Below are 9,065 nucleotides of genomic sequence, written 5' to 3'. Positions count from 1 at the left end.
GGCTGGTACGGAGTTGTGGTTAGGTGTGGTGTAAAGCAGTGGCATGTTCGATTTGATGTGGCGGTTGGGTACTGGAGTTAAGTTGTGGCACGTTCAGTCCCCTCTCCCTTTGGGAGAGGGTTAGGGTGAGGGGCATCTTTTTGTCCCTATCTATCGGTCAAAAGGATAACTATGCGAAACTGGCAGACTTCGAAATTACCAATCGCTCCGCTGTGGAGCGCGCTGTCTCTGGCGTTGTTGGCTATCGCCAGCCCGGCGTTACATGCTGAGGATGCAATGCAACCCACGTCGTCTCATTTTGCCTATATTGGTACCTATAACCCGAACGGTGAGGGCGTTTATCGCATGCAGGTGGATGCGAAAACCGGGGCACTGAGCGCCAGGACGCTGGTCAGCAGCCTGCCTAATCCGGCCCAGTTGGTCACCGATGCCAAAGGGCAGACGCTATATGTTGCCAGCGAGGTGGCAGATTTTAATGGCACCCAGCACGGGGGCATTGTCGCCTATCGCATCAACCCACAGGACGGCAGCCTGACGCCACTTAATCAGGTGGACTCACAGGGCGCGGGGCCGGTTTACCTTTCTCTGACGCCGGATGGCCGTCATCTGCTGGTGGCCAACTACGTCAGCGGCAGCGTTGCGGCGTTCCCGGTAGACAGCGAAGGCAAATTGGGGCCCGCCAGTTCTGTGCAGCAAGATGCAGGCCCTGCGGGCGCGGCCAAACCCGCCGCCGCGGTGGAAGGCAGCTTTGCCATCAGCGATCACAATGGCCCGCATGCGCATATGATCGCCAGCGATCCGAGCGGCAAGTTTGTGTTCTCTACCGATCTGGGGCTGGATCGTATCTACCAGTGGCGTTTCGATGCCGCCAGCGGCAAGCTGACCCCGAACGATCCGCCGTGGATCGCCGCCTCTTCCGCCGGAGCCGGCCCGCGCCACTTCATATTCCACCCAAATGGTAAAATTGTAATACTAATCAATGAGGAAGCCTCTACACTAACCAGCTACCGCTTTGATAGCCAAAAGGGGACGCTGAAACAGCTGCATGCAGTTTCAACCCTGCCTGCCGATTATAAGGGCACCAGCTTTGCTGCTGGCATAGCCTTGGCTGCGGATGGTAAAAATCTGTATGTCGCCAATCGCTTGCACAACAGCATTGCGCAGTTCAGCGTAAGCGGCGAGGGCGAACTGAAACCGGTGGCGGAGACCTGGACGCGAGGCGACTACCCGCGCACCATCACTTTGGATCCGAGTGGCCGCTATCTGTATGCCATGAATCAGCGTAGCGATAACGTAACCCGCTTTAGCGTAGACCAGTTCAGCGGCAAGCTCAGCTTTGTTGAAGGCTATACCCCGGTGGGCAGCCCTTCACAAATGGTGTTCTTGCCAGCAGCGAAGTAACCAGTTGCCCGCCTGATCCCTCAGGCGGGCACGTTGATAACGGAAAGAGAATGGTGAGATTTCCCTACCCACGTTTGGCATCCCTGTTCGATGCTTTGCAGTCCGAAACCTTGCCGCAGGACGAGCTGGCAAAGCGTTTTGCCGTGTCTACCCGCACGGTACGCGCCGATATCACCGCGCTGAACGATATCCTGGAAAGTTATGGTGCGCAGTTTGTCCACAGCCGCGGGGCCGGATATCGCCTGCAGGTTGATGATATGGCCCGGTTTAGTGCGCTCCAGCATCGGGAACGTAAACAGCACGCCACGCCGCGCAGCGCGCAGGAGCGGGTGCATTATTTGTTGATTCGCTTTTTGACCTCAGCCTTCTCGATGAAGCTGGAAGATCTGGCCGATGAATGGTTTGTCAGCCGGGGCACGCTGCAAAACGACATGGCTGAGGTGAGGGAGCGCCTGGCGCATTACCAGTTAACCATCGAAACCAAGCCGCGCTACGGTATGAAGCTGTTTGGTGCGGAAATGGCGATCCGCGCCTGCCTGACCGATCTATTGTTTCAACTGCATCTGGCGGATGCGGAAAATCCATTGTTGAACAATGACATCCTCCATCAGCCGCAGGTATTGACCTTTGCCGGGCTGCTGCACCCGCTGCTGTCGCAATATGCCATTCGTCTGACCGATGAGGGCGAGCAATACCTGATCTTCTACTGTGCTGTGGCGCTGCGGCGCATCACGGACGGCTATCCGCTGCAGGATTTTGACGTGGAAGACGGTGATGATGCGGTGCGCAAAGCGTCAACCTGGCTGGCGGGTGAACTGAGCAAGGCCACGGGCAAAGAGATCGCGGCAGCGGAAGAGGCCTATTTGCGGGTCAACATCGCTGCCAGAAGGGTGCAGGAAGTGCAGCCGACCAAAATCAACGCCGATGATGAAGAGGCGTTGGTGGATTACATCCTGTCTTACATCAACTCGCACTATAACTATAACCTGCAGAACGACAAGCAGCTGCGGGCCGATCTGCTCACCCATATCAAAACCATGATCACCCGGGTGAAATACCAGATCAATATCCCGAATCCGCTGTTGGCCAACATCAAGCAGCATTATCCGATGGCCTATGATGTGACGCTGGCGGCGGTATCGAGCTGGGGTAAACACACGCCTTATACCCTGAGCGAGAACGAAATCGGCTACCTGGTGCTGCATATTGGCGTCGGCCTGGAGCGGCACTACAACATTGGCTATGAGCGCCACCCGCAGGTGATGCTGGTGTGCGATACCGGTAACTCTACGGTGCGGATGATCCAGGCCCAGATTGCGCGCAAGTATCCGCAACTGGTGGTGACGCGCATCGTTTCACTGCGTGATTACGAAATTCTCGCCAGTATCGACGAAGATTTTATCATTTCCAATGCGCGCATCAGCGAGAAGAACAAGCCGGTCGTGGTGATGTCACCGTTCCCAACGGAGTATCAGCTAGAGCAGTTGGGCAAGCTGGTGCTGGTGGATCGCACCAAGCCGTACATGTTGGAAAAGTTCTTTGATGCCAGCCATTTTATGATCGTCAACGAGCCGCTAACGCAGGAGCAGCTGTTTAGCAAAGTTTGCGCTCAGTTGGAGCAGGAAGGCTATGTGGGCAGTGATTTCTACCCTTCGGTCGTTGAGCGGGAGGCCATCGTTTCTACCTTGCTGGGGGAGGGAATTGCTCTGCCGCACTCTCTCGGGCTGTTGGCGAAAAAGACCGTGGTGGTCACGCTGCTGGCACCACAGGGAATTCCGTGGGGAGAAGGTGAGGTGGCACACGTCATTTTCTTGCTGGCGATCAGCAAAAGCGACTACGAGGAAGCGATGGCGATCTACGAGCTGTTCGTCACCTTTGTGCGCGAACGTTCGATGACCCGCCTGCTGGGCAGTGACAATTTCGACAGCTTCAAAGCGGTGGCGCTGGACTGCCTGAGCCGCATTTAACGGTTTTCCCCTCTCTCAACGCAGAGGGGACTCACCGCATTAATCGTCTTTCTTCTTACCGAATATCTTCATCAGCGCGCCGACGATCAGCCCAAGGGCGATACCGCCTAAAATCCAGTCAACCAAACTCATTGTTGTGCTCCCGCGATCCTATAGTTTTGATTATATTATCATTCAATCAGGAACGCCCCATCGATCATTAATCTCCGCTGCTCGGTGGTGTAGTTGAGCCAGGAATTCTTGCTGTTGGACTTCTCCAATACAATGGCCAGTTCCGCCTGGCTAAGGGATAGTTCGTCCTGCCAGAATGGGGCGATGGCGTGGCGGGTGATAAAGTCGATCAAAAAGCGCGCCGGGCTGTCCTGCTCTTCAGGGAATAACCGCAGGGCCAGTTCGGTCATTAATGCACATTGTTGCGGCTGCTCGCTTTTCCCCAGCAGTTCAAGGAACGGCAGCAGCAGGCGGCCGCAGACCTGGCCGTGGTGGTAGTCACGCAATGCGCCAACCTCGCCCGCGATACCGTGGATCACACCCAGGCCCGCCATACTCAACGTCAGACCACCCAGGTAGGAAGCCTGCATAATCGCTTCGCGGGCCTCATCGCTCTGTTTTAGCACCGGCCAGGCGCTGAGGAAGTGATGGATACCGGTTAACGACAACTCGCGCGACAGGCTGCTGGCCGTATTGGAAAGATAGGCTTCAAACAGATGGGTGAAGGCATCAATGGCGCAATAGGCCAGTACATGATCTGGTGCTCCTTTCAGCAGATCAGGATCGAGGATTGCCACCTGCGGCACAAAGTTGTTATGCCGCAAAGAGGCTTTCACCTTGGTGACCTGAGTATCGGTGAGCACCGCGTTTTGCGTTACCTCGCTGCCGGTGCCTGCGGTGGTGGGGATGGCGATCAACGGCAGCGTTGCGCCACTGATTTTGCTGTCACCCACTTTTTCCATATAACGCAGGGTTGGCAGCGGGTGTTCGATCAGGGTAGCGAATGCCTTGGCGGCATCCAGCACGCTACCTCCGCCGATGGCTACCACTCTTTGCACCTGGCCTTGCCAGCGCGCCACCCATTGGTCGATTTCTTGCGGGGAGGCTTCATGGGCGACAATTTCTCTGCCCACCAGCAACGGCGTCAGCGCCGGGGCCAGTTCAGCATAGGGGGTACCGTTAAGGAACGATCGGCAGGTGAACAGTAGCGTGGTCTGCGGCTCGGCCTGGAGCAGTGGGATCAGTTGCTGGATGCTGCCCTTGCCAAACCAGGCCTGCCGGTTGGCGATCATCAGACTAGTGGTCATGCTCTCTCCTTGGCGTAGTTGGGCATCGAACTCACAGCATAATTCAGCCGACCTGGGCAAACCAATGCTTTTCCGCCGCTTAACGCGAAATTGTTAAGATATTAACCAGATCGGATTGTGTGGTTAATCGTTGCGAGGGCCTAACTTGTGATTTGATTAACATGTAAACAGTAATGCCCTTGCATTCTGGCCGATTGAATGCTTTTTATAGCCTGTTGGCCCAATATCGGTCGCTGATACGTTGGGAAAGGTTGATTGTTAATTTATTAATGATTGCGGGGGGCGAAATGAATATTCAGGTCGAAAGATTATCGGCGGTGATCGACGCAGTGGCGACCCGCCAATTCTATGCCAGCCTGCTGGGTTATCTGGAAGGTTTTTTCGCCTTTGATAATGCCATCGTCTATGCCTTCGAATATGGTCAGGCACCGCGCTGTCTGCTGAAAACCGAGCAAGAAAACAGCGATGCGGTAAACCAGATTTACCAGCAGGGTGCTTATCTTGAAGATCCCTTTTATCAGGCGTTGAACGGCGGCGGCCATGGCGATGTATTTACGCTGCGCCAATTGGCTCCCTGTGGTTTTTACCAGACGGATTACTACCGTAACTTTTACCGTAAAACCGGTTGGCACGACGAGGCTGGCGTACTACTGCAACTGACGCCGGAACGCGGGCTAGGCATATTTTTCGGTTCGGCCCGGCAAACGGTCGGCGTGCGTTATCCCCAACTGGCTGACCTGCGTGGCGCGTTGACGCTGGTAAAAAGCGTGGCGCGGCTGCATGGGGAAGTGGTGGTTGCGGCTAATGTGCCCACTTCCTCCGGCCCGCTGGCAGATAGCGCTGCCCAGGCGCGCTACGCGTTAAGCCCGCGTGAACGTGAGATCGTCGATCTGATCCTGAGCGGCAACGGATCGCAGCAGATCGCCGAACGGCTGTTTATCAGCCTGGGCACGGTAAAAAATCATCGTAAGAATATTTACGGCAAGCTGAATATTGGCTCTCAGGCCGAGTTGTTCAACCTGTTTTTGCGTCCCCCTTTGCGCCGCACGGCATAATGTTAAAAAAGTGTTGCAAATATCCCTAAAGGGACATAGCCGCCTGCCCACGCTCTGCTGATAATCCAGGCTAAGGCAATGGGTAAAGGGAGTGCAGCAATGAATAATCAAATCGAATCGTTAACCTACTACGCGGCGACCAAGAAATACGATCTGCGCTTCCCCACGCTGGAAGAGGATCTGGATGTTGACGTGGTGATCATCGGCGGTGGCTTCTCCGGCATTAACACGGCGCTGGAACTGGCGGAAAAAGGCATCACCAATATCGCTATTCTGGAGGGCCGCCACCTGGGCTACGGCGGGACGGGTCGCAACGGTGGCCAGGTGATGGCCGGGATCGGCCACGATCTGGAGAAGATCAAACGCCACGTTGGCCCGGTGGGGTTGGAAACCATCTTCAAGATCAGCAACCTTGGGGCCGGGATTATCCGCGAGCGCATTAAAAAGTACGCCATCGACGCCGATTTCTGCTTTGGCTATGGCTACCTTGGCAGCAACGCCAGGCAGGAAAAGACCCTGCGTACCTGGCTCAAAGAGTTCAAGGCGGTTTCACCGGACGAAGAGATCGAACTCTATACCGGCTCTGAAGTGAAGCAGGTGGTGGGATCTGATGCTTATACCTGTGCGTTGAAACACATGGGCGGCGGCCACGTTCATTCGCTCAACCTGCTGTTGGGGGAAGCGCAGGCGCTGAGCGGTTACGGGGTGAAGATCTTCGAAAACAGCAACGTGTTGAATGTGGAATACGGCCCGCGCATTACCGTGCGCACCGCCATGGGCTCGGTACGTGCCAACAAGATGCTGTGGGCATGCAACGGTTTCCTCAACGGCATGGATCCCTTTATCTACAAAAAGACCATCAATACCTACGCCTTCCAGTTGGCGACAGAACCGCTGTCTGACGAGCTGATCCGCCAGATCAGCCCGATCCGCGGGGCTTACAGCGATATCCGGCCGGTGATCGACTATTACCGTGTCACCAACGAGAACCGCCTGCTGTTCGGCAGCGCTACCCGGCTGGTCGAATATATTCCTTCAGACCTGAAAGCCTGGAACCGCAACCTGATGCTGAAAGTTTTCCCGTATCTGAAGGACGTGAAGATCGACCTGGCCTGGGGCGGGCCGCTGTGTTGCAGCGCCAACCTGTTCCCGCAGATCGGCACTTTGCCCCAGCACGATAACGTGTTTTACGTGCAGGGCTATTCCGGCTTTGGGGTGACGCCGAGCCATATCGTTTGCAAGGTGTTGGCGGAAGGAATGAGTGAGGGATCCGATCGTTATGACCTGATGAGTTCGATCCCGCACGTGGATATTTTTGGCAAAGACAAGCTGCGCCGTGTGATGACCACCGCGGGCAAGGTTTGGCACCAGACTTCCGGCTACTGGAAGGGTCGCCGTTAATCCTGATCACTAATCTAAAAGGAAAAAACCATGAAACCATTACTGCTTAAGCAAGCGCTCCCAGAACTGCAACAGATTGGCAGCGTCAGCAACCTGGGGGCCACGGTGGTCGCCGGTGAACCTAACGTCGGCGTGGCGATGATTTTTGGTGCGCCAACGGACAACCTGAACTGCGGCGTCTTTAGCTGCACCCGTGGCACCTTCGTGATGGAATACCCGTTTGCGGAACATGCCACGGTGTGGGAAGGCACGGCGACGCTGACCAATGAGCACAGCGGCGAGTCGGTACAGTATCAGGCCGGGGATTCCTGGTTTGTTGAGAAGGGCACCCCGGTACGTTGGGAAATCACCTCGGATCGTTTTGTGAAGCATTATCTGGCGATTGTCGAAGGCTAACCCGCAAGGAGGGCGATGCGATGACGGATATTACACTGTTGCCACAGGTTACGGCCTTTCTGGACCGCCAGCAGGGCCATTACATTCACGGCCAACCCGTGGCCGGGGCAGGCGTAGAAAGGTTTGCGGTGGTTAACCCGGCAAGCGGGATGGCCATCGCGCAGGTGAATGAAGGCAGCCAGGCTGAAGTCGATGCGGCGATGCAGGCGGCCTTTGACGCTTTCCACGGTAGCTGGGCACAGGTTTCTCCCTTGGAGCGTGGCAACTGCCTGACGCGCCTGGCCGATCTGCTGCAAACCCATCGCGAGGAACTGGCGCAGCTGGAAAGCCTGTGTTCCGGCAAAACCATTCAGCTGTCTCGCGGGCTGGAAATCGATATGGCCTCGCAGTTCCTGCGTTATTTTGCTGGCTGGTCGAGCAAAATCAGCGGGGAAACGCTGAACGTTTCATTGCCTTCCTTCCAGGGTGAGCAATACAGCGCATTTACCCGGCGTGAGCCGTTGGGCGTGGTGGTCGGCATCATTCCGTGGAACTTCTCGATCATGATCGCCATCTGGAAGCTGGCTGCGGCGCTCACCTGCGGCTGTACGGTGGTGCTCAAGCCGAGTGAATACACGCCGCTAACCATGCTGCGGGTGGCCGAACTGGCAACGCAAGCGGGCATCCCGGCTGGTGCACTCAACGTGATCAACGGTTCAGGTGCACGTCTTGGCCCCATGCTTATCACCCATCCGCGCTGTGCCAAAGTGACCTTCACCGGCTCGGTACCTACCGGGATCGCGGTGGGGAAAGCGGCGATGGAGCAAGGGATTGTGCGTACCACACTGGAACTGGGGGGTAAGAATGCCGCCGCGTTTCTGGCGGACGTCTCGGTCGACAAGATGGTCGACGGCATTATCGAGGCAGGCTACCTGAACCAGGGCCAGATCTGTGCCGCAGCGGAACGTTTCTACCTGCCTGCCAGCCATATCGATGAGGTATTGGCAAAGCTGGCGCAGCGCTTGGCAGCCATGAAGGTCGGCTCGCCGCTGGATGAAAGTACGCAAGTGGGGCCATTGGCCAATGAGGCACATTACCGTAAGGTACTGGCGCTGTTTGACAAGGCACGGGCTGATGGCAGCCAGATCGTCTGCGGCGGTCAGGCGTTGGCTGGTCCTGGCTTTTTTGTTGCGCCGACGGCGATCCGCGCTAATGGGCCGCATGATGCGTTAATGCGTGAGGAGACCTTTGGCCCGGTGGGCACTTTCCTGGCCTATGAGGATGAAGAGCAGATGATCGCCATGATCAACGATTCGCCTTATGGCCTGGCCGCCAGTCTGTGGACTAACGATCTCAGCAAGGCGATGCGCATGATCCCGCGGATTGAAGTGGGCACCTTGTGGATCAACATGCACACCTTCCTCGATCCGGCGTTGCCGTTCGGCGGGGTGAAATCGTCGGGGATGGGCAGAGAGTTCGGCAGTGCGTTTATCGAACATTATACCGAGTTGAAATCGGTGATGATGAGATATTGACAGCTAGACGGGCGCAGCAGCGCCCCTACAATA

At 56.3% G+C, this 9,065-nt stretch carries 7 protein-coding genes; 6 read left to right on the top strand and 1 reads right to left on the bottom strand.

Annotated features, from left to right (window positions below; all coding sequences use genetic code 11):
- The first annotated feature begins 171 nt into the window (after nucleotides 1–171).
- Both ABIE29_RS04870 and ABIE29_RS04865 read left to right on the top strand, forming a co-directional pair.
- Entirely contained in the window at nucleotides 172–1,401 is a 1,230-nt protein-coding gene (locus tag ABIE29_RS04870; protein WP_429617072.1) for a lactonase family protein, read from the top strand.
- 50 nt (nucleotides 1,402–1,451) lie between these two features.
- Complete coding sequence (locus tag ABIE29_RS04865) at nucleotides 1,452–3,368, top strand: BglG family transcription antiterminator (RefSeq protein ID WP_429617071.1); 1,917 nt, start codon at nucleotides 1,452–1,454, stop codon at nucleotides 3,366–3,368.
- Nucleotides 3,369–3,538: 170 nt separating this feature from the next.
- On the opposite strand, the gene ABIE29_RS04860 is transcribed toward ABIE29_RS04865, so the two are convergent.
- Nucleotides 3,539–4,666 (bottom strand): iron-containing alcohol dehydrogenase, encoded by a 1,128-nt coding sequence (locus ABIE29_RS04860; RefSeq protein WP_429617070.1) that lies wholly within the window; start codon nucleotides 4,664–4,666, stop codon nucleotides 3,539–3,541.
- A gap of 287 nt (nucleotides 4,667–4,953) precedes the next feature.
- Between ABIE29_RS04860 and ABIE29_RS04855 the strand changes: the two genes are divergently transcribed.
- The 4 genes from ABIE29_RS04855 to ABIE29_RS04840 all read left to right on the top strand — a co-directional run bounded on the left by ABIE29_RS04855 (nucleotide 4,954) and on the right by ABIE29_RS04840 (nucleotide 9,032).
- The gene (locus tag ABIE29_RS04855) at nucleotides 4,954–5,721 is read left to right on the top strand and encodes a response regulator transcription factor (protein ID WP_429617069.1); all 768 of its coding nucleotides are present in this window, start codon (nucleotides 4,954–4,956) and stop codon (nucleotides 5,719–5,721) included.
- A 99-nt stretch (nucleotides 5,722–5,820) separates the two neighbouring features.
- Nucleotides 5,821–7,122: an NAD(P)/FAD-dependent oxidoreductase gene (locus ABIE29_RS04850; protein ID WP_429617068.1), complete on the top strand. Its 1,302-nt coding sequence runs from the start codon at nucleotides 5,821–5,823 to the stop codon at nucleotides 7,120–7,122.
- A 30-nt stretch (nucleotides 7,123–7,152) separates the two neighbouring features.
- Entirely contained in the window at nucleotides 7,153–7,518 is a 366-nt protein-coding gene (locus ABIE29_RS04845) for a cupin domain-containing protein (RefSeq protein ID WP_429617067.1), read from the top strand.
- 20 nt (nucleotides 7,519–7,538) lie between these two features.
- Complete coding sequence (locus ABIE29_RS04840; RefSeq protein WP_429617066.1) at nucleotides 7,539–9,032, top strand: aldehyde dehydrogenase family protein; 1,494 nt, start codon at nucleotides 7,539–7,541, stop codon at nucleotides 9,030–9,032.
- Nucleotides 9,033–9,065 lie beyond the last annotated feature (33 nt).

Source organism: Serratia sp. 2723, assembly GCF_050434425.1.
GTDB lineage: Bacteria > Pseudomonadota > Gammaproteobacteria > Enterobacterales > Enterobacteriaceae > Chania.
The sequence above is the reverse complement of the archived record's forward strand: the minus strand, read 5'-3'. Positions and strand labels throughout refer to the sequence as shown.